Here is a 23536-nt window from a genome sequence, read left to right as displayed (position 1 = left end):
TTACACCACCATCGACACCGCCAACGGCAGGAATACCGCCGTGGCCACGCCCATCAGACTCATTGCCAGCGCCGCAAAGGCGCCGCACTCTTCACTTTCCTGGAGGGCCACCGAAGTGCCCACCGCATGGGCCGTCATGCCCAACGCCATGCCTCGCGCCTCAGGGCTGTGCACGCCGAGCCGATTCAACAGGCCAGGCCCGAAAATCGCCCCGATCACGCCGGTTATGAGCACGAACACCGCCGCCAGCGCGGCCACCCCACCAATCTGTTCCGCGACCAGCATCGCAATCGGCGAGGTCACGGACTTGGGGGCCATGGTCATCAGGATCATGTGCTCTGCGCCGAACGACCAACCCAGCAACACTCCAAGACCGGTAGCGACCACGCCGCCTATCACCAGCGTAGTAAATATCGGCCAGAACAACTGCCGAATGCGTCGCAGGTTCAGGTAGAGCGGCACGGCCAGCGCCACAGTCGCCGGCCCCAGGAGGATGCTGAGGATCTCGGTGCTCTTGCGATACTCGGCATAAGTAATGCCGCAACCTGCCAGCACTGCGATCACCAACAGCATGGACACCAGTACCGGTTGTAAAAAGACCCAGCGGGTTTTCTCGAACGCCGCCAGCACCAGCTGGTAGGCGCCCAGCGTAATGCCGATGCCGAACAATGGATGGTGGATCACGGACGTCCAGGCGCCCTGCCAGTCAAAGATCATTGGCTGTCCTCAGGCGGCGCGTGACGCTTGACCAAACGCTGCATCAGCACCCCGGCGAACGCCATCGACAGCAGCAGCGACAGCACCAGCGCGCCAACAATGGCCCAGAAGTCTGCGGCAATATCCTTGGCGTACACCATCACGCCCACGGCTGGCGGCACCAGCAACAGCGGCAGGTAACGCAGCAGGCTGCCCGCCGCCAGGCTCAGTGGCTCGCCCACCTGCCCGCGACTGATCAGATAAGCCAGCAACAGCAGCAGCCCGACGATGGGCCCCGGCAACACTGGCAGAAACAGGTGATTGATCGCTGTTCCCAGCAATTGGAACAGCACCAGCCATGTCAAACCTCGTAACAACATCCTGGCCTCCCGCCAAACCTGTCACCCGCAATGGCGGGCCGAGCATTATAAGCATGCCCACGCTATGGACCGGCATTCGCCAAAAGCATGGTCAGTTGACCGCAGTAAACGGCCATGGTGATCTAAAGTGGTAATTCGGGAGGTCTGAGCCCCCCACCTCAAAATTATAAAACCGATGAACCCAAGGAGAGTCTCAATGCCCTATGTTCCAGTTGCAGAGCTCAAAGATTATGTCGGCAAGGAACTTGGAAGTTCCGAATGGCTCACCATCGACCAGGAGCGCATCAACCTGTTCGCCGAAGCCACCGGGGATTACCAGTTCATCCACGTTGACCCGGTCAAAGCCGCGCAAACGCCATTCGGTAGCACCATTGCCCACGGCTTCCTGTCGCTGTCGCTGATTCCCAAGCTGATGGAAGACATCCTCATACTGCCTGAAGGCCTGAAGATGGTGGTCAATTATGGCCTCGACAGCGTGCGGTTCATTCAGCCGGTCAAAGTCAATTCCAGGGTCCGCCTCAAGGTCGACCTGGCCGAAGTCACCGAGAAAAAGCCCGGCCAATGGCTCCTCAAGGCCACTGCCACGCTGGAGATCGAGGGCTCAGACAAACCGGCCTACGTTGCCGAACCCCTGTCGCTCTGCTTCGTGTAAATGATCCTGGATGCGAAGCAGCTCATGCTGTTTCGCGCCTTCTCCTGCTTTCCTGGCTATATAAGGTCATGGAGCTGCGGCATACTCGGTCGCCTAATTGCCCGGATCCCGCTATGCGCTCGATTGCCCTCCTCGCGTTGACCCTGTTGCTGACCGCTTGCGGAGACGGCGAATCGCTGCTGCCCCCTGACGCGCGCCTGCCGGACGGCGGACGCTATCGCGGCGAACTGGTAGACGGATTGCTGCAGGGCCAGGGCCGCGTCGATTATCCGAACGGCAGCTGGTATGCCGGCGAGTTCGACAAAGGCCAATGGCATGGCCAGGGCGAGTGGCACGGCAGCAATGGCGAAGTGTATCGCGGACAATTCAACCAGGGCCTGTTCGACGGCCAGGGTACGCTGACCACTAATGGCAGCAGCTACACCGGCGGTTTCAAGGCCGGTCGACGGGACGGCGAAGGCACCCTCAAAGAAAACGGCATGACCTATCGCGGCGAGTTCAAGTCCGATCAATACTCAGGACTGGGTCGCCTCGAGCTCGATGACGGCAGTTCGTATCAGGGCCAGTTCGCCCATGGCAAACCTAACGGTGAAGGCCAGCGCGGCGATGCCAGTGGCAACCAGTTCACCGGCAATTTCGTCGACGGCCAGTTGGAGGGTAACGGGACCTTCAACAGTGCCGATGGCGACATCTATGTCGGCAGCTTCAAGAACAACCAGCTGCACGGCAAGGGTCGCTACGAGAACGCCGACGGCGATGTCTGGCTCGGTCAGTTCAAGGAAGGGTCGCTCAATGGCAAAGGCGAACTGATCGGCGCCGATGGCAGCCATTACGTGGGTCAGTTCAGCGATTGGCGCTTCAGCGGCCCAGGTCGATTGAACCTTGCGGACGGCAGTTTCTATATTGGCCACTTCGACAATGACAGCTACTCGGGTCGCGGCACGCTGGTGTTGACTGACGGCACCGTGCAAAGCGGCACCTGGATCGCTGGCCAGCGGGTTCGCGATGCTGAAGGCAAGCTGCTGCCTGACAGCCTTGAGCTTGGCCTGCTGGCCCAGGGCCGGTTGCTGGACGACGCGCTGGCGAGCGTGCCCGCCTCGACGCCAGCCGTCGAGCTCTACACCTTGACTCTTGGGGGGGATGGCAAGCAGAGCGTGTTCCTGCGCGAATCCGATTACGTCAGCAACATGCTCAGCAGCCGTTTCGGTGCGTTTGGCCAGATCCGCCTGGTCAATCATCGCGACCATCTGGTGGATCGACCGATGGCCACCCGGGAAAACCTGCGTCGCGCCGCGGCGACCCTGGCCGAGCGCAGCGGGCCGGAAGACCTTATTTTCATTTACCTGACCAGCCACGGCACCAGCGAACATGAACTGGTCCTGGACCAGCCGCGCATGGAGTTGTCAGACCTGCCGGCAGACGAGCTTGCCGCAGTGCTGGCCCCGCTGAAAAATCGCGACAAGGTCATCGTGATTTCCGCGTGCTACTCCGGTGGTTTCATCCCTACCCTCAAGGATGAACGCACCCTGATCATGACCGCCTCACGGGCTGATCGCGTGTCGTTCGGCTGCTCCGAGGAAGCCAACTTCACCTATTTCGGCGATGCCCTGTTCGCCCAGGCGCTGAACCAGACCGATGACCTGGAACAAGCCTTCAAGCTGGCCAGGGCGACCGTGGCCGAGCGCGAGCTGGCTGACAACTTTGAAGCATCCGAACCGCAGATCTGGGCGCCCAAAACCGTCCTGTCGCACTGGCAATTATTGCGCAAGCAGCAGGCACGCAAAGCGCTGCAAAGTGTGTCTGTCGACAGCAAGGATGCAAAGAGCAACTAAGCTGAACAGTATCAAGGGAGAAACACTATGTACTTGACGCCTCAGCACGTATTGCTTGCCGGAGCTACCGGTTTGACCGGTGAACACTTGCTTGACCGCCTGCTTAATGAACCCACGATTACCCGGGTATTGGCGCCCTCACGCCGGCCATTGGCCGAGCACCCCCACCTGGAAAACCCTGTCGGCGACCCGGCGGTGTTTCTGCCGCAACTCAACGGCCGCGTGGACATTGCCTACTGCTGCCTCGGCACCACCATCAAGCAGGCCGGCTCGGAACAGGCGTTCCGCGCCGTGGACCTGGACATGGTGGTGGCATTCGCCAAACGCGCACGGGAAATGGGCGCTCGGCACCTGATAGTGGTCAGCGCGCTGGGGGCGGATCCGAAGTCGTCGGTGTTCTATAACCGGGTCAAAGGCGAGATGGAACAAGCCTTGCGCGCGCAGGACTGGCCGCAATTGACCATCTGCCGCCCTTCTCTGCTGCTGGGTGATCGAGTTGAGCCACGCCTGGCTGAGAAAGTCGCCGGGCCGTTATCCCGGTTGATTCCGGGCAAGTACCACGGGATCGAAGCCTGCCAACTGGCACGGGCGATGTGGCGACTGGCGCTGGAGGAGCAGGATGGGGTTCGGGTGGTTGAGTCGGATGAATTGCGTAAGTTAGGTAAATAAGATCAAAAGATCGTCCGATCGCTCGGGCCGCGATCGGACGATCTTTTGACTTTCACAATCCCCCAGTCGCCTGAAACCCCACGCCAATCACCGTCAACAACGACAACGGCAACAACAGCGTATCCAGCAACGCACTCGCCGGCAGGTCCAACCCTGGATAACTCGGAGCCTCAGCCCCAAAGCGATCCATGGCGCAGCACCCTCCGTTCAAGGCATACAAATCCAGACGAGTCCCCGAATAAACCACGGGGGCCCCGGGCTTGGCAGCATCCAGCGTGCGTGCGGTAGCGCAGCCGGCCAGTTGCAGCGCAAGGACGATCACCAGCAGCTTATTCATCGCTGGTCAGGTGATGTTCGCCCCAACGCGGCAGCATGTCCTGGGGAATGTTCAGCAGGTTGAGAATCCGGGCCACGACAAAATCGATCAGGTCATCAATCGTCTGCGGCTGATGATAGAAGCCCGGCGATGCCGGCAGAATGGTCACGCCCATGTTAGACAGCTTGAGCATGTGCTCCAGATGAATGCTCGAATAAGGCGCTTCACGGGGCACCAGGATCAGCTGGCGACGCTCTTTCAAGGTCACGTCCGCAGCGCGTTCGATCAGGTTGTTGCAGGCCCCGGTGGCGATGGCCGACAGAGTCCCGGTGGAACAGGGCACCACCACCATCGCCGCCGGAGCACCGGAGCCCGAAGCCACCGGCGACATCCAGTCTTCCTTGCCATAGACGCGAATCTGCCCGGCGGCAGCGCCGGTGTATTCGGTCAGGAACGCCTGCATCATCTGTGTTTTCGGCGGCAGCGAAACGTCAGTCTCGGTGGCCATCACCAATTGCGCCGCCTTCGAGATCAGAAAGTGCACCTCGCGGTCTTCGCGCACCAGGCAGTCCAGCAGGCGCAAGCCGTATTGGGCGCCCGAAGCGCCGGTCATCGCCAGCGTGATGCGTTCCGGACCGTTGTTCATTGCAGCGCCTCGGCGAGTTTGCCGTGCAGGCCGCCGAAGCCGCCGTTGCTCATGATCACCACGTGAGTGCCGGGCTGGGCCTGGCTTTTCACGCGCTCGATGATGCCTTCCAGGGAATCACTGACAATCGACGGGACCGTGCACAGCGCGGCAGTGGCGCCCAGGTCCCAGCCAAGATTGGCGGGGGCATACCAGATCACCTGGTCGGCATCGACCACGCTTTCCGGCAGGCCATCACGGTGTGCGCCAAGTTTCATGGAGTTGGAACGCGGTTCGATGATCGCAATCAGCGGCGCGTCGCCGATGCGCTTGCGCAGGCCGTCGAGCGTCGTGGCGATAGCCGTCGGGTGGTGAGCGAAGTCGTCATAGATGGTGATGCCGCGAACTTGCGCCACTTTCTCCATCCGCCGCTTCACGCTTTTGAAGGCGCTCAGGGCTGCGATGCCCATGGACGGCAACACGCCGACATGTCGCGCCGCCGCCAAGGTTGCCAAGGCATTGGCAACGTTGTGCTGACCGGTCATGTCCCACTCCACCACACCCTGGACCTGGTCTTCGAACATCACTTCGAATTTCGAGCCGTCTTCGCTGAGCAGCCTGGCCTGCCACTGGCCGCCGGCACCGGTGGTCTGCACAGGCGTCCAGCAACCCATGTCGATCACCCGGTGCAGGGCAGGCTCGGTAGTCGGATGGATCACCAGGCCTTCACTCGGGATGGTTCGGACCAAATGGTGAAACTGGCGTTCGATAGCCGGCAGATCCGGGAAGATGTCCGCATGATCGAACTCAAGGTTATTCAGGATCGCGGTGCGCGGACGGTAATGAACGAATTTGGAGCGCTTGTCGAAAAAGGCACTGTCATATTCGTCTGCTTCGATGACGAAGAACGGCGTATCACCCAGACGCGCCGACACCGAGAAATTCTGCGGCACGCCGCCGATCAGGAAACCCGGGCTCATGCCCGCGTGTTCCAGCACCCAGGCGAGCATGCTGCTGGTGGTGGTCTTGCCATGGGTCCCGGCGACAGCCAGCACCCAGCGGCCTTGCAGCACATGGTCCGCCAGCCACTGCGGGCCGGAGACATACGGCAGGCCTTTGTTCAGGACGTATTCGACTGCCGGGTTACCGCGGGACATGGCGTTGCCAATCACCACCAGATCCGGCGCCGGGTCCAGTTGCGCGGGATCGTAACCCTGGGTCAACTCAATGCCCTGAGCTTCAAGCTGAGTGCTCATTGGCGGGTAGACGTTGGCATCGGAGCCCGTGACGCGATGGCCCAGCTCTTTGGCCAGGACCGCCATCGAACCCATGAAAGTGCCGCAGATACCAAGAATATGAATGTGCATAGTCGACCTCGTAAAACATGGCCGCAGGTTAGCCTAGGGAGGCAAAATTCGCACCCTGTGTTTCAAGATCACCGCCTACCCTATAGGAGCGAGCTTGCTCGCGAAAAACGTCAACGATGACGCGTGTATTCTGAATGAGCACATTGTTCTCAGGTTTTTCGCGAGCAAGCTCGCTCCTACAGGGATCGGCTTAGGCCGTGCTTGCGAAGTTTGCGATACAGGGTATTTCGGCTGACACCCAGTTGCTCGGCCGTGTGAGTCATGTGCCAGCGCGTTTGCTCCAGCGCATTGAGCAAGGCCAACCGCTCGGCATCCTCCAGCGGATGCTCCGAGGGTACGGGGGCGATATCCGTTTGCGGCAGCGCCTGGCGAATCATTGCCGGCAAGTCCGCAAGACCGATCCGCCCGCCGTCGCACAACGCCGCCAAAGTGCGCAGCACATTGCGCAGTTGGCGCACATTACCCGGCCAGGCAAACCCGAGCAGCGCCTGGCGCGCAGGCTCTTCAATCAGCACAGTATCCGAGCCGGCCTCCTCGGCCAGCAGGAAATCGAGCAACTGCGATTTGTCAGTGCGCTCGCGCAGCGCCGGCAAGGCCACTTCGAGTCCATTGAGCCGGTAATACAAGTCTTCGCGGAAACTGCCGTCCTGCACCCGCCCCAGCAAGTTACGGTGAGTCGCACTGATGATGCGTACATCCACCGCCTCCGGTTCACCGCCGATCGGCACCACCTGGCGATCTTCCAGCACCCTGAGCAGGCGGGTTTGCAATGCCAGGGGCATGTCACCGATCTCATCCAGGAACAGGGTGCCGCCATCCGCTTGCTGCAGTTTGCCTCGCATGCCTTCCTTGCGTGCCCCGGTGAAACTGCCGCCGCGATAGCCGAACAATTCACTTTCGATCAGGCTTTCGGGGATGGCCGCACAATTGAGCGCGACAAATGCTTTTTCACAGCGCTGGCTGGCGTTGTGCACGGCTTTGGCAAAGGCCTCCTTGCCCGAGCCCGTCTCGCCGTTGATCAACAGCGGCACGTCACGCTCGAAGACTCGCAAGGACTTGCGAAAATCCTCCTGCAGCGACGTATCACCCAGGCAAATGCCGGCAGGACGCGATTGTTGCGGCGCTATCGGGTGATTTACCAGTGGTGCCGCCATACTGCGCGACTGCCCGCGCAACAAGGCAAACAGGTTGCGCCCGTCACGGGTGCGAAGAGGCCAGCTGGCGCTGGCATTGATACTTGCACGACCGAGCAACTCGTCCAGCGAACAGTCGAAAAATGCCTCGACGGGCTTGCCCAGCAGCCCGCCGCGAATGTGCCCCAACAGATTCAGGGCGCTCTGGTTGACGGCGCTGATCCGCCCTTCCCCGTCAAATGCCAGCAAGCCCTCGCTGAACAGCCCGACGGATTCGGCTTGCAGGTGAAAGCGCAGCAGCCATTGATTGTCGAAATAGCGCAGGAAGTAACAGCTCTCGATCATCTTCGCCGAGAGGTTGACCAGGGCCATGGTGTGGAACTGGCTCTGGCGCGATACATCGTGGCGCGCCGAGGACACGTCGAGCACCGCCAGCAGCTCGCCATGCGGGTCGAACACGGGGCTTGCCGAACAGGTCAGGCCGGTGTGACGCCCGCGAAAATGTTCATCCTGGTGGATGGTCAGCGACTGACGCTCCACCAGGCAGGTGCCGATGCCATTGGTGCCTTCGCACGCTTCGCTCCAGTCGGCGCCCAGCCAGAGGCCGGCACGCTCGAAGATCTTGCGTTCGGCAGGCGCCGTGACACAGTTGAGAATCACCCCCCGGGCATCGGTCAGCAGCACGGCATGACCGGCGCCAGACAATTGCTGGTGCAGGCTGGTCATTTCAGTACCGGCGATATGCAGCACTTGCTGCAAGCGCTCGCGACTTTCCAGCACGCGGCCGTGCTCCAGCACCGTGGGCGCCATCGTCAGGGAAGGGTCAAGGTGATAATCCTCAAGACAACGCAGCCACGAACGGGCGATGGACGGATCACTGCCAGGACCCTGCAGGTGTGATTTGCCCTGGGTGACGGTCATGACCTGCTGGGCATGACGGCTCAAATGGTTGTCTTGCATCTCTTATTATTCTCCCGAGAGGTCCTCCCCCGTAGGAGCTGCCGAAGGCTGCGATCTTTTGATCTTGATGGATCGCAGCCTTCGGCAGGTCCTACGCGGTCCATCACGCCCACTGAGCATCCTCCAGGCTCCCGCGCATTGCAATGCTGGCAAGACTGCCCAGTAACAAGGTGTGGCAAATTCGGTACAAACTGTCACCCACGCCGTACCGATACCGTCACAGCGCCTGCCCACCCGTCCGAGAAAAACCGCGCAACCCCTTGATTCCCCTGCCTTGCAAGGCAGTGGCCCAACCTTTGCTCTACGCTTATGGCAAGCGCACATGCGCCACTCCCTCAATAAGCATAAAAGCCAAGGAGAACCATCATGCGTTACGCTCACCCCGGTACTAAAGGCGCTATCGTTTCGTTCAAAAGCAAATACGGTAACTACATCGGCGGCGAGTTCGTCGCGCCTGTCAAAGGTCAGTACTTCACCAATACCTCGCCAGTCAATGGCCAACCCATCGCCGAATTCCCGCGTTCCACCGCCGAAGATATCGACAAGGCGCTGGACGCTGCACACGCCGCCGCTGACGCCTGGGGCAGCACTTCTGCCCAGGCCCGTTCGCTGGTACTGCTGAAAATTGCCGATCGTATCGAGCAGAACCTGGAAGTCCTGGCGATCACCGAGTCGTGGGACAACGGCAAGGCCGTGCGCGAAACCCTGAATGCGGACATTCCGCTGGCGGCCGACCATTTCCGCTACTTCGCCGGTTGCCTGCGCGCCCAGGAAGGCAGCGCTGCCGAGATCGATGGCAACACTGTGGCCTATCACATCCATGAGCCCCTGGGCGTGGTCGGGCAGATCATCCCGTGGAACTTCCCGATCCTGATGGCCGCCTGGAAACTCGCCCCGGCGCTGGCCGCCGGTAATTGCGTAGTGCTCAAGCCAGCCGAGCAGACGCCACTGGGCATCACCGTGCTGATGGAGCTGATCGGCGACCTGCTGCCGCCCGGCGTGTTGAACGTGGTCCAGGGTTTCGGCAAAGAAGCCGGCGAAGCGCTCGCCACCAGCAAACGCATCGCCAAGATCGCGTTCACCGGCTCGACCCCGGTGGGCTCGCACATCATGAAATGCGCCGCCGAAAATATCATCCCGTCCACCGTGGAACTGGGTGGCAAGTCGCCGAACATCTTCTTCGCCGACATCATGGACGCCGAAGAAACCTTCATTGAGAAGGCCGCTGAAGGCCTGGTGCTGGCGTTTTTCAACCAGGGCGAAGTCTGCACCTGCCCGTCCCGCGCACTGGTACAGGAGTCGATCTACGACGACTTCATGAAAGTGGTGATGAAAAAAGTCCTGCAGATCAAGCGTGGCGACCCGCTGGACACCGACACCATGGTCGGCGCCCAGGCGTCCGAGCAGCAGTTCGACAAGATTCTTTCGTACCTGGAAATTGCCAAGGGCGAAGGCGCGGAGCTGCTGACTGGCGGCAAGGTGGAAAAACTCGAGGGCAACCTGGCGACCGGGTATTACATCCAGCCGACCCTGCTCAAGGGCACCAACAAAATGCGCGTGTTCCAGGAAGAAATCTTTGGCCCGGTGGTGAGCATCACCACCTTCAAGGACGAAGCCGAAGCCCTGGCCATCGCCAACGACACCGAGTTCGGCCTGGGTGCGGGCCTCTGGACCCGCGACATCAACCGCGCCTACCGCATGGGCCGCGCCATCAAGGCCGGTCGCGTATGGACCAACTGCTACCACCTGTACCCGGCGCACGCCGCGTTCGGCGGTTACAAAAAATCCGGCGTCGGTCGTGAAACCCACAAAATGATGCTCGACCATTATCAGCAGACCAAAAACCTGCTGGTGAGCTACGACATCAATCCGCTGGGCTTCTTCTAAAACTCGCAGCACTTGCTCCCCCTGTGGGAGCGAGCCTGCTCGCGATAGCGGTTCACCCTTTCAACGCATCAGTTGAATGATCCACCACGATCGCGAGCAGGCTCACACCCCACATGGCCCACCCAAAACAATAAGAATGGTGAACCCTATGCCTAGCGAATCCCCTTCGGGCGTCCCGGCGACCGGCTCTTCCGTGGACTTTGAAAAAGTCGACTCGCAATACTTCCAGCAACGTGAACTGAAAAAAGGCGCCGCCGGCTGGGTCCTGCTGGTCGGCCTCGGCGTGGCCTACGTCATTTCCGGCGATTACGCCGGGTGGAACTTCGGCCTCGCCCAAGGTGGCTGGGGTGGCATGTTCCTCGCCACATTGCTGATGGCCACCATGTACCTGTGCATGTGCTTTTCACTGGCCGAACTGTCTTCCATGATTCCTACCGCTGGTGGCGGTTACGGTTTTGCCCGCAGCGCATTCGGCCCCTGGGGCGGATTCCTGACCGGGACAGCGATTCTGATCGAGTACGCCATCGCACCCGCAGCGATCGCGGTGTTTATCGGCGCCTACTGTGAGTCATTGTTCGGCATTGGCGGCTGGATGATCTACCTGGCGTTCTACATCATCTTCATCGCCATCCACATCTTCGGTGTCGGTGAGGCCCTGAAGCTGATGTTTATCATCACCGCCGTTGCCGCGCTGGCCCTGGGCGTGTTTCTGGTGGCGATGGTGCCGCACTTCAACGTCGCCAATCTGCTGGACATTCCCGTAACGGACGCCAAGGGCGCGAGCAGCTTCCTGCCCTTTGGTTACGTCGGCGTGTGGGCCGCGATTCCCTACGCGATCTGGTTCTTCCTCGCGGTCGAAGGTGTGCCGCTGGCGGCAGAAGAAACCAAGAACCCGAAACGCGACCTGCCCCGCGGCCTGATCGGCGCGATGCTGGTGCTGGTGAGCTTTGCCCTGCTGATCCTGGTCATCGGGCCCGGTGGTGCAGGTGCCAACGCGCTGCTGACCTCGGGCAACCCGCTGGTCGAAGCCTTGAGCAAGGCGTATGGCGGTTCAACCTGGATGGGTGGCTTCGTAAACCTGGTGGGCCTTGCAGGCCTGATCGCCAGCTTTTTCTCGATCATCTATGCCTATTCGCGGCAGATTTTCGCCCTGTCCCGCGCCGGCTACCTGCCGCGCAAACTGTCTGAAACCAATAAAAGCAAAGCACCGGTGCTGGCGCTGATCATTCCAGGGATTATCGGTTTTGGCCTGTCGCTGACCGGCCAGGGTGACCTGCTCATCCTCGTGGCAGTGTTCGGCGCGACCATTTCCTACGTCCTGATGATGGCCGCCCACATCACCCTGCGCATTCGTCGCCCCAAAATGGATCGGCCATACCGTACGCCGGGCGGCATCTTCACCTCCGGCGTGGCCCTGGTACTGGCCTGCATCGCGGTAGTGGCGGGCTTCCTGGTGGATCCGCGGGTGGTCATCGGCGCAGCGATCATCTATGGAGTATTAATTGCTTACTTTGCGTTCTACAGTCGGCATCACTTGGTAGCAGGCACGCCCGAAGAAGAGTTCGCGGCGATTCAGGCCGCTGAAAAAGCCTTGCACTGACCGCCGCAAACCACGGCGCAGGCCCGGCCTGCGCCGTCACGGAGAATCTGTATGGCTAGTTTTGCTCACACCGTCGGCGCCCAGGTCTATCGGTTCGACAGCCTCAAGGACGTCATGGCCAAGGCCAGCCCGGCACGCTCCGGGGACTTCCTGGCCGGCGTTGCCGCGCTCAACGACGGCGAGCGGGTGGCCGCGCAAATGGCGCTGGCCGACATCCCGCTGACCCACTTCCTGCAGGAAGTACTGATCCCCTACGAAGCCGATGAAGTCACCCGGCTGATCATCGACACCCATGACAAGCAGGCCTTCGCGGTAGTCAGCCACTTGACCGTCGGCGGTTTTCGCGACTGGTTGCTCAGCGACCATGCCGACGAACAGAGCCTGCGCGCCCTCGCACCGGGCCTGATCCCGGAAATGGTCGCCGCCGTGTCGAAGATCATGCGCGTACAGGACCTGGTGCTGGTCGCGCAGAAGATCCGCGTGGTCACCCGGTTCCGCGGCACGATGGGCTTGCGCGGCCGGCTCTCCACGCGCTTGCAGCCCAATCACCCCACCGACGAACCCGCCGGCATTGCCGCGAGCATTCTCGATGGCCTGCTGTATGGCAACGGCGATGCCATGATCGGGATCAACCCGGCCACCGACAGCATCGCCTCCATCTGCGCGATGCTGGAAATGCTCGATGCCATCATCCAGCGCTATGACATCCCGACCCAGGCCTGTGTGCTGACCCATGTCACCACCTCCATCGAAGCGGTCAATCGCGGCGTTCCCCTGGACCTGGTGTTCCAGTCCATCGCCGGCACCGAAGCGGCCAATGCCAGTTTCGGTATCAACCTCAATGTCCTGCAGGAAGGCTACGACGCCGGGCTAAGCCTGAATCGCGGCACTCTGGGGCAGAACCTGATGTATTTCGAGACCGGCCAGGGCAGCGCGTTGTCCGCCAACGCCCACCACGGGGTCGATCAACAGACCTGTGAAACCCGGGCCTACGCCGTTGCGCGACATTTCAAACCGTTCCTGGTGAACACGGTGGTCGGGTTTATCGGCCCCGAATACCTGTACAACGGCAAGCAAATCATCCGCGCCGGCCTCGAGGATCACTTCTGCGGCAAGCTGCTGGGCGTGCCCATGGGCTGCGACATCTGCTACACCAACCACGCCGAAGCCGACCAGGACGACATGGACACCCTGCTGACCTTGCTGGGTGTTGCCGGGATCAATTTCATCATGGGCATCCCCGGCTCCGACGACATCATGCTCAACTACCAGACCACCTCGTTCCATGACGCGCTCTATGCCCGGCAGACCCTGGGCCTGAAACCCGCGCCGGAATTCGAACAGTGGCTGGCCAGGATGGGCATCTTCACCCAGGCGGACGGCAAGGTCCTCTTCGGCAACAACCTGCCCCCGGCTTTCCGCCAGGCCTTGGCGCAATTGGGATGAATGTTGATATGGACAAACCACCTGTTGATCCGCAAAACCCCTGGCTGGAACTGCGCCGCCTGACGCCGGCGCGGATCGCCCTCGGACGAACCGGCACCAGCATGCCCACCCGTGCCCAGCTGGACTTCCAGCTGGCCCACGCCCAGGCGCGGGACGCGGTGCATCTGCCGTTTGATCACGCCGCTATCAGTGCACAACTCGATCAACGCGCACGTCAAAGCCTGCTGCTGCGCAGTGCCGCCACCGATCGCCACAGCTATCTGCAACGCCCTGATCTTGGCCGGAAATTGAGCGACGAGTCGGCCCAGACCCTGCGCCAACACGCACAAGCCAACCCCGGCGGCGTGGACCTGGTCATCGTGGTGGCTGACGGTCTGTCGGCGCTGGCCGTGCATCGGCACACCCTGCCTTTCCTGGAACGCATGGAAGAGCAGATCCAGGCCGAAGGATGGTCAGTGTCGCCGGTGATCCTGGTGGAACAGGGTCGAGTCGCCGTAGGGGACGAAATCGGCGAGCTGCTGGGTGCAAAGATGGTGGTCATCCTGATTGGCGAACGCCCCGGCCTCAGCTCGCCGGACAGCCTGGGGCTGTACTTCACCTACAACCCCAAGGTCGGACTGACCGATGCCTACCGCAACTGTATTTCCAACGTTCGTCTCGAGGGCTTGAGCTACGGCATGGCGGCCCATCGCTTGCTGTACCTGATGCGCGAGGCCTGTCGGCGGCAGTTATCCGGGGTCAATCTGAAGGATGAGGCCCAGGTGCAAACCCTCGAAGCGGACCCGGACGTTGAGATGAAAGGCAACTTCCTGCTCAGCCCACCAGAAGCCTGAACCGTTTCCGCATTGCGTTTGGCCTGCGGTTTCAGGCAGGATCGACGCACGGCTGCCGAGTGAGAACCGTTCGCCGTCAGAGCACGTGAAGACAGCCACTTGAAGACGAGACCTATCGATGCGGATTATTCAAGCGACCCTCGAACACCTGGACATGCTGACCCCGTTATTCGTCAAATACCGCGAGTTCTATGGCTCCCTGCCTTATCCGGACTCATCCCGGGCGTTCCTCGAAAAACGCCTGCGTCGCAAGGAGTCGGTGATTTACCTGGCGGTTTCCGATGACGACAGCAAGCTGATGGGCTTTTGCCAGCTGTACCCAAGCTTTTCTTCGCTGTCGCTCAAACGCGTGTGGATCCTTAACGACATCTACGTCGCCGAAGATGCCCGGCGCCAACTGGTGGCCGACAATCTGATCCGCACTGCGAAGAAGATGGCCAAGGACACCAACGCCGTGCGCATGCGCGTTTCCACCAGCAGTGATAACGAAGTCGCGCAGAAAACCTACGAGTCCATCGGCTTCAAGGAAGACACCGAGTTCAAGAACTACGTGCTACCGATCAGCGACGAACTCTGAGCGGTACACCCGGAGCTCGCGACTGAGGGTGCAAGCTCACCCTCTACTGTGGGAGCAAAGCTCACCTTCTACTGTGGGAGCAAAGCTTGCTCGCGATAGCGGTGGCACATTCACCTCAGTTGCTGCATCACACACCAGATCGCGAGCAGCCCACACAAAACCCTGCCGAATACACCGCCGGTCTCCCCGACATCCCCCGCTACAAACTCAACGGGCTTTTCAGTTGTCAGCTCGTATAATGCCGACCTTTTCGGCTCGTAAGAAAAACTACATCCCCCTGTAGGCCTTTTCGCACAGTCATTCGCACAGGCTTGCTGAGTCGGGCCGTCACCACAGGTGCTTTCCATGGATTTCAACCCGCTCGACCTTATCCTGCATCTCGACGTCTACCTCGATTTGCTGGTCAACAACTACGGGCCATGGATCTACGCCATTCTGTTCCTGGTGATCTTCTGCGAGACCGGCCTGGTGGTCATGCCCTTCCTGCCGGGCGATTCCCTGTTGTTCATCGCCGGTGCCGTAGCCGCCGGTGGTGGCATGGACCCGGTACTGCTGGGAGGCTTGTTGATGCTGGCGGCCATACTCGGCGACAGCACCAACTACGTGATCGGACGAACGGCGGGCGAGCGCTTGTTCAGCAACCCGAACTCGAAGATCTTCCGTCGCGACTACCTGCAGCAGACCCACGACTTCTACGACAAGCACGGTGGCAAAACGGTGACCCTGGCGCGCTTCCTGCCGATCATCCGCACCTTCGCACCGTTCGTCGCCGGCGTTGCCCGGATGCCTTACCCGCGCTTCTTCTTTTTCAGCGTACTGGGCACCATCCTCTGGGTCGGCGGGCTGGTGACGCTGGGCTACTTCTTCGGCAACGTACCGTTCATCAAGAGCAACCTGTCGTTGCTGGTGGTCGGCATCATCCTGCTGTCGCTGATTCCGATGATCATCGGCATCGTGCGCAGCCGCATGGGCGGCTCCAGCTCCAAAACCGCCCAACACTGACCGGCCATGTGGTCCCTGAGCGCCTGGCGGCGCCAGCGCATCCTGGCCAAACACCCGATTGCCGACGACCTGTGGCAACGGGTGCGCCATCATTTGAGCTTCCTCGACGGCATCAGCGCCGAGGAAGACCAGTGGTTGCGTGAAGCCAGCGTGCTGTTCCTCGACGATAAACACCTGACCGCCCTGCCCGGCGTCGAACTGCACCAGGAACAGCGCCTGCTGCTGGCCGTCCAGGCGCAATTGCCACTGATGCACTTGGGCGAGCTGAACTGGTATCAGGGTTTTCACGAAATCGTTCTCTACCCGGATGACTTCCTCAGCCCACAGCGCCATCGCGACGCGAGCGGCGTCGAGCATGAGTGGGATGGCGAACACAGCGGTGAAGCCTGGCAGCAAGGCCCGATCATCCTCGCCTGGCCGGGCGTGATGGCCAGCGGCGGCTGGGAAGGCTACAACCTGGTCATCCACGAGCTCGCGCACAAACTCGACATGCTCAACGGCGACGCCAACGGCCTGCCGCCGCTGCATGCCGACATGCGGGTCAGCGACTGGGCCCGGGTCATGCAGCAGGCGTACGACGACCTCGACCGGCAACTGGACCACGATCCCGACGCCCAGACCGCCATTGACCCGTACGCCGCAGAGAATCCTGCGGAGTTTTTTGCCGTCACCAGCGAATACTTCTTCAGCGCCCCGGATTTGCTGCACGAGGCGTATCCTCAGGTCTACGAGCAGCTGAAGCTGTTTTACCGGCAGGACCCGCTCGCCCGGCTGCGGCAACTTCAAGCCGAAGACCCGGTCTATCAGGCACACGACTAAGGTCTCTACGACCCTTGGTACGTGGCATCGACGGCGGAATATGCCTATAATCGCCGCCACTTTTTGGTCAATCCGGCCAAGTGTTTTTGGTCAACTAACGGGGGCACCGCCCAATGAGCTACAGCAAGATTCCGGCTGGCAAAGACCTGCCGAACGACATCTACGTCGCGATCGAGATTCCGGCCAACCACGCGCCGATCAAGTACGAAATCGACAAAGACAGCGATTGCCTGTTCGTTGACCGTTTCATGGCCACCCCGATGTTCTACCCGGCCAACTACGGTTTCATCCCGAACACCCTGGCTGACGACGGTGATCCCCTCGACGTGCTGGTCGTGACCCCTTACCCGGTCGCTCCAGGCTCGGTGATCCGCGCTCGTCCGGTCGGCATCCTGCACATGACCGACGACGGCGGCGGCGATGCCAAAGTCATCGCAGTCCCACACGACAAGCTGTCCCAGCTGTACGTCGACGTGAAGGAATACACCGATCTGCCAGCCCTGCTGCTGGAACAGATCAAGCACTTCTTCGAGAACTACAAAGACCTCGAAAAAGGCAAATGGGTGAAGATCGAAGGTTGGGGCGACGCAGAAGCAGCGCGCACCGAGATCATGAAGTCGGTTGCGGCCTATAAAGGCTAAAGAAGCCGCTTCAAGCCTCAAGCTTGCAGCTTCAAGAAAAACCCCGGAGATCCGGGGTTTTTTGTGGGCGCTGAAAAAGCGCCTTAAACGATGTGTTTAACAGCAGGCCAAATTGGTTTTTCTTTGTTTAATTTTCCTACAAAGCGTCTTACATCCAGTGGCAAAAATCAGGCGATATTTGAACGGCTCGTTGATTCAAAGCCTTGGCCCGCCGCATTAAACTCGCGTTTATGAAAAAGAACAAAACCTGCGGCAAACGATTCAAGGCAGTCCTCAAGGAGTCGAACATCACGACGACGGCATTCGCCGACTTCCTGCAGATCCCCAATGCACAAAACGTCCATAACTGGTACACCCGGGGCGTGCCCGAGTACCGCATGGAAGAAGTCGCCAGGATTCTGTCCATCAACAGCGCCTGGCTGAAAATCGGCGAAGGCCCCAAGGACGCCACGCAAACGCGCCTGATCGAAAACACCGGTAACGTCTTCGACGCCCATGCCATCCGCGGCACCTACCAGGTGATCGAGCCGACGGATGTCGAAGTGCCCTTCTACAAGGAAATGCCCATTACACCCGGCTCCAGCAAAACCCACGTCGGCAAGGACCCGGAGAACTTCATCCGCCTGTCCCGCTGCGACCTCGACTCCCTGGAAATCAAATATTCCGACGCCATTTGCGCACGAATGATGGGCAACAGCATGGCCGAGAAAATCGAAGACGGCTCCCTGCTCGCCATCGATCGCGGGCTCACTCAAATCATCGACGGCGAGATCTACGCCGTCGAACACGATGGCATGCTCCTGATCAAATACCTGCACCGCGTACCCGGCAACGCCATCCGTATGCGCAGCCACAACAACGCCCAATACCCCGACGAAGTCTTCCGCCCGGCGCAAATCGAAGAACAAAACATCCGCGTGCTCGGCTGGGTCTTCTGGTGGTCCACCCTCAGCAAACGCCGGCCGATCGTGCCGTTCCTGTAAACCTGACGACCTGACCTATAGCAGTTGCGCAGTTAGCTGCTACACACCGAAACGCTCTACCGGCCACATCACACTGGGAATTGCCCAAAAAAATCAGGGTCGCAGATCACGTCATTGGGCTTGGGCGCAGTCAGTTCAACCATCAACTGAATGATGTGCCGTGGCGTACGGAACTGGCCGTTCTGCCCGGCGCTGGCAATTTTGCCGAGCATGTATTCGTAGACGTCGCCCTTGGTGTCGCGGTCGTCCATCGGAATGCCGTCGAGCAGGTCCACCACTTTGGCCAGCAACGCGGGCGTGGGAATGGTAAAGCGCGCATCGCGCATGTGGTGGCTGTAGGTGGAGTCGTCGCTGCCGATGGTTTTCAGGAACGGGAACACGTGGTCGGCAATCACTTCAAACATGGCCGCCGGGGCCAAATGCTTGAAGCGCGACCAGCGATAGTCGTTGTAATTGCAGCCACGCGGGTCCAGGCCTTGCGGGAAAATCTGCCGCTCGATCGGCTGCTTCAGGCGATTGGCTTTGTTCTCTTCCAGGGTGTGCAACTCATCCAGGCGACGCAGGAACAGCAGGTACGTCAGCTGTTCCATGACCTCCATCGGGTTGGAAATGCCCCCCGACCAGAAAGCATTCCAGATAGCGTCGATTTTGCTCTTGAGTTCGCCGGTGATCACCGCGTGTTGCTCCATAGCTCACGCGCCCGCAGAGCAGGCGCTAAAAAGTGGAGGATGATAACGCCAGAGCAAAGCTTGCGTATGTCAGACGATGGAATTTAATGCGCAGGGATATTCTGTAGGACAAAGGCCTTTCTATACACAGTGGCTTACGTTTTATCAGCGCCAGCGGCTACGCGGTTGGTGCATCTGATGATGGATCATGTGACCCTCGAAAGATGGAGCGTTATTAGGCCGAAGCGCTGATTCACCACCACCTACCGATTACAGGACTCCTTGGCATCATGTGCTACACCGATGCAATGAAAGAACGCATAGAGCAGGACGTGGCCGCTAGAGGCCTGACGTTGTCTGTTCATGCGCGTCCGGGATGGTATTTCCAATGATCAGATTTACCCAAGGCAACCTTTTGGAAGCCAACACCGACGCCCTCGTCAACACGGTGAATACCGTAGGCGTGATGGGCAAAGGTATCGCGCTGATGTTCAAAGAGCGCTTTGCGGAGAATTACCGTCTGTATTCGGCCGCCTGCAAGGCTGGCGAGGTAGAGACGGGCAAGGTTCATGTAACGGCAGTCAATGAACTCGAAGGTCCTCGCTGGATCGTAAACTTCCCTACCAAGCGTCACTGGCGATCGCCGTCGCAGATGACATGGATAACAGAAGGTTTACACGATCTACGTCGCTTCCTGATTGAAAACGACGTGCGGTCCATAGCTGTTCCACCGCTAGGTGCCGGTAACGGTGGTTTGAAATGGCCAGAAGTTCGCGAACAGATTGTTGATGTCTTGAGTGATCTGGATGTCGATGTTCTGGTATTCGAGCCTTCAAATCAGTATCTGAATGTCGCCAAGCGTAGCGGCGTGGAAAAACTGACGCCTGCTCGCGCGCTCATCGCCGAACTGGTACGCCGCTACTGGGTTTTAGGTATGGAATGCAGCCTGCTTGAGATTCAGAAACTGGCCTGGTTTCTGGAGCGTGCGATTGAGAAGCTGCCAGACACCAAAAACCCGCTGGATCTTAAGTTCGTTGCTCATCAATACGGACCGTATGCCAATCGGCTGGAGCATCTGCTCAATAACCTGGATGGCAGCTATCTACATTGCGACAAGCGCATCAGTGATGCGGGTATCAGCGATGTGATCTGGTTTGACCAAGAGCGCAAAGCCTTTTTGCAAACCTACCTCAAGACCGAGGCCAAGGAATATTCCCAAGCCCTGGAGCAAACTGCTAAGTTGATCGACGGCTTCGAGTCGCCATTCGGCATGGAATTGCTGGCGACAGTCGATTGGCTGCTAAGTCAGGAGGGAGTATCCCCGACAGTTCCTGCTGTGCGCGAAGCGTTAAAGGATTGGGATGGCGGAGCCGGTGCTGCCGCTCGTAAAATTAGGCTGTTCGACGACTCGGCACTTGATATCGCACTCAAACGCCTGACCTCCAGTAGCTTTTCCCACTGACGTGAACTTCCAGGATCATGAGCCCGCAACTGCGGAACGCTGTTCGGCGAGGATGTCCTCAACCGTGCGCTCATGGCCAGCTCTCAGCGAACGGCATGTTGTAGCCCAAGAGCTACAAATAAAGCTTAATCCATTGATTCTGTAGCCCCGAAGCCTCAATTTTTCAGGCCTCTAGTAAATGGGCACGGATTAATCAATTGTGCAGCAGCCTGCTGCACAATTGGGCCCGCAACAGGGCTGGGGCACCAAAGTGGTCGACCGCTTGGCTCACGACTTGCGCGCAGCCTTTCTTGATAGGAAGGGGTTTTCTTCACGTAATCTCGAATACATGCGCGCCTTGCCGAGGCGTATCCCGACGCGGAATTTGTGCAAGGGGGGCTTGCACAATTGCCTTGGTATCACCAGGTAGCCCTGCTGGACAAATTGCCAAGCGCAATCCGACCTTGCCCGCGAATCACTGAAAAACCCTTACCGTTTCGACTTCCTGGGCCGGACGTTTGACTTATATATTTGGTAGGCGCAAACGCCTGTAAACACTGCGGTTGCACTATCCGAGCCTCACGGATAACTAAACCCCTTAACCAGCGTCAACTCCCCCACCGCCCGCATCGGCACTACAAACGTCTCCATCTTCTCGTTCGGCGTGCCCTCCTCCGTAATCACCGTCACCTGCGCCGTCGTCAGCGGCTGCACGGCATCTTCCTGGCCTTCGTCATCGCTGCGGTACCCGCCGCCGAAGTAATTCACGTACACCAGGTATTGCCCCTTGATCGGTGCCGGCATGGCGAAGATTTCCGGGCCGTAGCCGGTGGTAACGTCGACGTCGAGCGCCGCGCCGTTCGGGACGGCGCGGTCGCCGTACCAGATGTGGGCGCCGTCCGGGGTGATGAGGTGCAGGTCCAGGTCAGTGTTGTCGCTGTCCCATGCCAGCAGCACCCGCAGCTTGGCCGGGGTGGCGCCGCCGCTGGTGTTGAGGAATTGAGTGCGGTGGCGATGCTGGCCGTCGGGGCTGCGGACTTCGACGCTGTTGCTGCCGCTGGGGAATGAGAACGGGCGATCGAAGCGGCCGGCGTCGTCGATCTTCAGGGGCATGCTGACGCCGTTGACGATCAGGCGGCCTGGCTCGGTGGATTTGGGGGTGGCCTTGATCTGGCCGCTGATGCGGGCGGTGTTGGCCTGGCCGGCTGGCGTGTTGACCGACGAAGCCGGGTAGTTGACGGTCTGGCGGAAACGCTCGCCCTCCCCCTCGGGCGCACCGGTGCGCCAGCCGCCGACGGGGGTGTCGAGTTTCACGGCGCTCTGGGCCGCCACAAATGTCGGCAACAGGCAGAGGAACAGGATGATCGGTGAATAACGGAGTTTCATGGCCTATTCCAGCAGCAGGTGACGGGCAAGCCCTTCGATGTAGGTTTCGTCCTGGCCGTTGGGATGTGCTTCAAAGGCCAGGTGCAGGTATTCATGAGTCAGGTCGAGACGATCCTGCAGCGAGAGCACGCCGCGCACATAGAGCCGCTGGCGTTCGCGGTCGACGTAGGGGCGGCCGAACGCCAGGCGGCAGACGGCGAAAGTGCTGACTTCGTTGTAGCCGACCTCGCTGTCCAGCCGCGCACGCCAGCCTCGCCGCTGTTTTTGCAGCCAGTCCTGGGCGGCGGGCAGGGCTTCACAGGACGCGACCGGGTTGTCCCAGCGGCTGAGGCTGGCGCGCGGGTAGGCGTGCAGCAGGATGGCGTCGTAGCGCTGGCCGGCGTTGGCTTGTTCGACGGCTTGTTGCCAGGAGAGCTTGTCCGGGCCCGGTTGGTCAGAATGATAGGTGATGGTGCTGCCGGCCAGGACCAGGTCGCTGGTCCACGCGGCGATGTTGCGCGATTCGGCGGTGGCCGGGCGTGGGGCGACACGTTGACGGGTGCTGCTGTCGTCGATGCTCAGGCAGTCGCCGCTGCGGGTGGCGTTTTGCAGCAAGTAGGTGCGGATCGCGATGGCCAGGGCTTTGGCAGCCTCAACCGGTTCGGACTTGGCTTCTCGTTGCAGGACACGGGCGACGTATTCTTCGCGGTCCAGGCGCGCAACGAGTTTGTCCTTGAGCAGAAACAGCTCGCCGTCGCTGTGGATATCCAGCTGATTGCCATTAGCGAACTCCACGCGATAGTCGCCCTGCAATGGCCCATCGGCAACCACCCGATCCGCCGCCAGAACGCGCCCGATCGGATAGCGTGAAAACAGACCAACCTCAACGCAACGTCCCGCATCCAACGGCCAACCCACCGGCAACACTGCGGCCAGGGCCTGGCCATGTTTGCGCAGAACCATCTGACTGGTGCCGCGCCCACCGGCCCAGATCGGCGTGCCATCCACTGTCCATCCGGCAAAACCACCCTGGCGCGACGACGGATCCTGATCGCCCAGCCAGCTCCAGGTTTTCACCCGCAACCGGCCGCCGAGTTCACCGACGACATTGCCGTCCGCCGCGTTCAACACCACATCGAGCAACACCCGCCGCGCCTGATCCTGCGCGGGCATTACGGCCAGCATCCGCAGCAAGTCAACGACCGGAACCCGGGTCGAAGGCTGCAACGACGGCAAGTTCAGCAACCACTGGGGTGCCTGCCGTGCCTGCCAATACGTGCGCCATTCAGCGCCCGCAATGCCCAACCGCGCAGGCTCAAAGTACAGCCCGCAGGACTTCACCAACGCCTGATCACGCCCGATCTTGCCGCCAGCCGTGCAGCAATACACTTCTTCCTTCGACTGCCCGCGACATTCATAAGGTGATTCATGGGCGCCGGTATCCACCAGCCAGGCGTAGACAAATAGCTTCCACACACTGCCTAACGGCGTCTGCAGATCTGAAGGCAACGGCTCGCGGGAGATCAATTGCGTCCGGCTCAACGACAGCAAGTCACCTTTGAAGCCCAGCCGCAGCGGTTCGTCCTGCGCTGTCGCCAGCGCAGGGAGCAAACACAGCAGTAGCCAGACCAGAGGCCGGGTCAT

General features: G+C 60.3%; 22 protein-coding genes and 2 pseudogenes. 15 read left to right on the top strand and 9 right to left on the bottom strand.

Annotated features, from left to right (window positions below; all coding sequences use genetic code 11):
• Together AAEZ09_RS10125 and AAEZ09_RS10120 are read right to left on the bottom strand one after the other, a co-directional pair.
• Nucleotides 1–717, bottom strand: a complete 717-nt coding sequence (locus AAEZ09_RS10125; protein ID WP_045061509.1) for an LrgB family protein — start codon at nt 715–717, stop codon at nt 1–3.
• Nucleotides 714–1076: a CidA/LrgA family protein gene (locus tag AAEZ09_RS10120; RefSeq protein ID WP_045061510.1), complete on the bottom strand. Its 363-nt coding sequence runs from the start codon at nt 1074–1076 to the stop codon at nt 714–716. The genes AAEZ09_RS10125 and AAEZ09_RS10120 overlap by 4 nt, the downstream gene beginning before the upstream one ends.
• Nucleotides 1077–1272: 196 nt before the next feature.
• Between AAEZ09_RS10120 and AAEZ09_RS10115 the strand changes: the two genes are divergently transcribed.
• The 3 genes from AAEZ09_RS10115 to AAEZ09_RS10105 all read left to right on the top strand — a co-directional run bounded on the left by AAEZ09_RS10115 (nt 1273) and on the right by AAEZ09_RS10105 (nt 4229).
• Nucleotides 1273–1728, top strand: a complete 456-nt coding sequence (locus tag AAEZ09_RS10115) for a MaoC family dehydratase (protein ID WP_350599379.1) — start codon at nt 1273–1275, stop codon at nt 1726–1728.
• A gap of 113 nt (nt 1729–1841) precedes the next feature.
• Complete coding sequence (locus AAEZ09_RS10110) at nt 1842–3560, top strand: C13 family peptidase (protein WP_350599377.1); 1719 nt, start codon at nt 1842–1844, stop codon at nt 3558–3560.
• Between the two features lie 27 nt (nt 3561–3587).
• A complete protein-coding gene (locus AAEZ09_RS10105; protein WP_122838921.1) occupies nt 3588–4229 on the top strand; it encodes an oxidoreductase in 642 nt (213 codons plus the stop codon).
• 52 nt (nt 4230–4281) lie between these two features.
• Here the strand turns inward: AAEZ09_RS10105 and AAEZ09_RS10100 are convergent, their stop codons facing one another.
• The 4 genes from AAEZ09_RS10100 to AAEZ09_RS10085 form a co-directional block, all read right to left on the bottom strand.
• The gene (locus AAEZ09_RS10100) at nt 4282–4566 is read right to left on the bottom strand and encodes a YceK/YidQ family lipoprotein (protein ID WP_350599374.1); all 285 of its coding nucleotides are present in this window, start codon (nt 4564–4566) and stop codon (nt 4282–4284) included.
• Entirely contained in the window at nt 4559–5191 is a 633-nt protein-coding gene (ubiX, locus tag AAEZ09_RS10095; RefSeq protein WP_045061515.1) for a flavin prenyltransferase UbiX, read from the bottom strand. The genes AAEZ09_RS10100 and ubiX overlap by 8 nt, the downstream gene beginning before the upstream one ends.
• Nucleotides 5188–6537, bottom strand: a complete 1350-nt coding sequence (gene mpl, locus AAEZ09_RS10090; protein WP_350599372.1) for a UDP-N-acetylmuramate:L-alanyl-gamma-D-glutamyl-meso-diaminopimelate ligase — start codon at nt 6535–6537, stop codon at nt 5188–5190. Before mpl ends, ubiX begins: the two co-directional genes overlap by 4 nt.
• A 176-nt stretch (nt 6538–6713) precedes the next feature.
• Nucleotides 6714–8630 carry a sigma-54-dependent Fis family transcriptional regulator gene (locus AAEZ09_RS10085; RefSeq protein WP_350599370.1) on the bottom strand — a complete coding sequence of 639 codons (1917 nt, stop codon included), beginning with the start codon at nt 8628–8630 and terminating at the stop codon, nt 6714–6716.
• 366 nt (nt 8631–8996) lie between these two features.
• On the opposite strand from AAEZ09_RS10085, the gene exaC reads away from it, so the two are divergent.
• From exaC to AAEZ09_RS10040, 9 genes are all read left to right on the top strand, one after another.
• Nucleotides 8997–10517: an acetaldehyde dehydrogenase ExaC gene (gene exaC, locus AAEZ09_RS10080; RefSeq protein WP_350599367.1), complete on the top strand. Its 1521-nt coding sequence runs from the start codon at nt 8997–8999 to the stop codon at nt 10515–10517.
• A gap of 148 nt (nt 10518–10665) precedes the next feature.
• Complete coding sequence (gene eat, locus AAEZ09_RS10075; RefSeq protein ID WP_045061519.1) at nt 10666–12117, top strand: ethanolamine permease; 1452 nt, start codon at nt 10666–10668, stop codon at nt 12115–12117.
• Between the two features lie 51 nt (nt 12118–12168).
• A complete protein-coding gene (locus tag AAEZ09_RS10070) occupies nt 12169–13563 on the top strand; it encodes an ethanolamine ammonia-lyase subunit EutB (protein ID WP_350599365.1) in 1395 nt (464 codons plus the stop codon).
• 8 nt (nt 13564–13571) lie between these two features.
• On the top strand, nt 13572–14396 hold the full coding sequence (gene eutC, locus AAEZ09_RS10065) for an ethanolamine ammonia-lyase subunit EutC (RefSeq protein ID WP_350599363.1): 825 nt from the start codon (nt 13572–13574) through the stop codon (nt 14394–14396).
• Nucleotides 14397–14514: 118 nt separating this feature from the next.
• Entirely contained in the window at nt 14515–14973 is a 459-nt protein-coding gene (locus AAEZ09_RS10060) for a GNAT family N-acetyltransferase (protein WP_045061522.1), read from the top strand.
• A gap of 345 nt (nt 14974–15318) precedes the next feature.
• Nucleotides 15319–15975 carry a DedA family protein gene (locus tag AAEZ09_RS10055; RefSeq protein WP_350599361.1) on the top strand — a complete coding sequence of 219 codons (657 nt, stop codon included), beginning with the start codon at nt 15319–15321 and terminating at the stop codon, nt 15973–15975.
• Between the two features lie 6 nt (nt 15976–15981).
• Nucleotides 15982–16794: a M90 family metallopeptidase gene (locus tag AAEZ09_RS10050; protein ID WP_350599358.1), complete on the top strand. Its 813-nt coding sequence runs from the start codon at nt 15982–15984 to the stop codon at nt 16792–16794.
• A 113-nt stretch (nt 16795–16907) separates the two neighbouring features.
• A complete protein-coding gene (gene ppa, locus AAEZ09_RS10045) occupies nt 16908–17435 on the top strand; it encodes an inorganic diphosphatase (protein WP_045061525.1) in 528 nt (175 codons plus the stop codon).
• 230 nt (nt 17436–17665) lie between these two features.
• Nucleotides 17666–18418, top strand: a complete 753-nt coding sequence (locus tag AAEZ09_RS10040; RefSeq protein WP_350599356.1) for a S24 family peptidase — start codon at nt 17666–17668, stop codon at nt 18416–18418.
• 68 nt (nt 18419–18486) lie between these two features.
• Here AAEZ09_RS10040 and AAEZ09_RS10035 read toward each other — a convergent pair whose 3' ends face one another.
• Nucleotides 18487–19107: a type I restriction-modification system subunit M N-terminal domain-containing protein gene (locus AAEZ09_RS10035; RefSeq protein ID WP_350599354.1), complete on the bottom strand. Its 621-nt coding sequence runs from the start codon at nt 19105–19107 to the stop codon at nt 18487–18489.
• A 191-nt stretch (nt 19108–19298) separates the two neighbouring features.
• Between AAEZ09_RS10035 and AAEZ09_RS10030 the strand changes: the two are divergent.
• The 3 genes and pseudogenes from AAEZ09_RS10030 to AAEZ09_RS10020 all read left to right on the top strand — a co-directional run.
• A pseudogene (locus tag AAEZ09_RS10030) lies at nt 19299–19478 on the top strand (DarT ssDNA thymidine ADP-ribosyltransferase family protein); the annotation flags it as partial.
• On the top strand, nt 19475–20548 hold the full coding sequence (darG, locus tag AAEZ09_RS10025) for a type II toxin-antitoxin system antitoxin DNA ADP-ribosyl glycohydrolase DarG (protein WP_350599352.1): 1074 nt from the start codon (nt 19475–19477) through the stop codon (nt 20546–20548). The pseudogene AAEZ09_RS10030 and the gene darG, both read left to right, overlap by 4 nt.
• A gap of 196 nt (nt 20549–20744) precedes the next feature.
• Nucleotides 20745–21050 (top strand): annotated as a pseudogene (locus tag AAEZ09_RS10020) (DUF1016 N-terminal domain-containing protein); the annotation flags it as partial.
• A 56-nt stretch (nt 21051–21106) separates the two neighbouring features.
• Here the strand turns inward: AAEZ09_RS10020 and AAEZ09_RS10015 are convergent.
• Together AAEZ09_RS10015 and AAEZ09_RS10010 are read right to left on the bottom strand one after the other, a co-directional pair.
• The gene (locus AAEZ09_RS10015; protein WP_350599349.1) at nt 21107–21913 is read right to left on the bottom strand and encodes a YfaP family protein; all 807 of its coding nucleotides are present in this window, start codon (nt 21911–21913) and stop codon (nt 21107–21109) included.
• A 3-nt stretch (nt 21914–21916) separates the two neighbouring features.
• Nucleotides 21917–23536 (bottom strand): DUF2300 domain-containing protein, encoded by a 1620-nt coding sequence (locus AAEZ09_RS10010; protein ID WP_350599347.1) that lies wholly within the window; start codon nt 23534–23536, stop codon nt 21917–21919.

It is taken from the genome of Pseudomonas sp. 65/3-MNA-CIBAN-0223 (assembly GCF_040310425.1).
GTDB classification, from domain to species: domain Bacteria; phylum Pseudomonadota; class Gammaproteobacteria; order Pseudomonadales; family Pseudomonadaceae; genus Aquipseudomonas; species Aquipseudomonas gregormendelii.
Note: the sequence above shows the minus strand (reverse complement) of the source record. Positions and strands in the feature narration are given on the sequence as shown.